This window comes from Secundilactobacillus mixtipabuli, from assembly GCF_002217925.1.
Lineage (GTDB): Bacteria > Bacillota > Bacilli > Lactobacillales > Lactobacillaceae > Secundilactobacillus > Secundilactobacillus mixtipabuli.
The window spans coordinates 1-245 of sequence record NZ_BCMF01000058.1; the positions used below are offsets into that span (position 1 = coordinate 1).

Genomic DNA, 245 nt, shown 5'->3' on the forward strand with positions numbered 1-245 from the left:
GAAGTAAATAAACTTTACTAATAAAAAACTCAAAATACGCGGTGTTCTCGGCTTAATTAATGAAATTAATTAATATAAAAGAAAATTGATATTATCTAGTTTTCAAAGAACCAATTCTGAGAGTAGACCTCTCAAAACTAAACAAAGTTTTGTTCCTGTGCAGGTTTCCGTATTATTCCTTAGAAAGGAGGTGATCCAGCCGCAGGTTCTCCTACGGCTACCTTGTTACGACTTCACCCTAATCA

The 245-nt window shown here is 34.3% G+C and carries 1 rRNA gene; it reads right to left on the minus strand.

What is annotated here, in order from left to right:
- Positions 1-183: 183 nt before the first annotated feature.
- Positions 184-245 (minus strand): 16S ribosomal RNA (locus IWT5_RS11985); the annotation flags it as partial.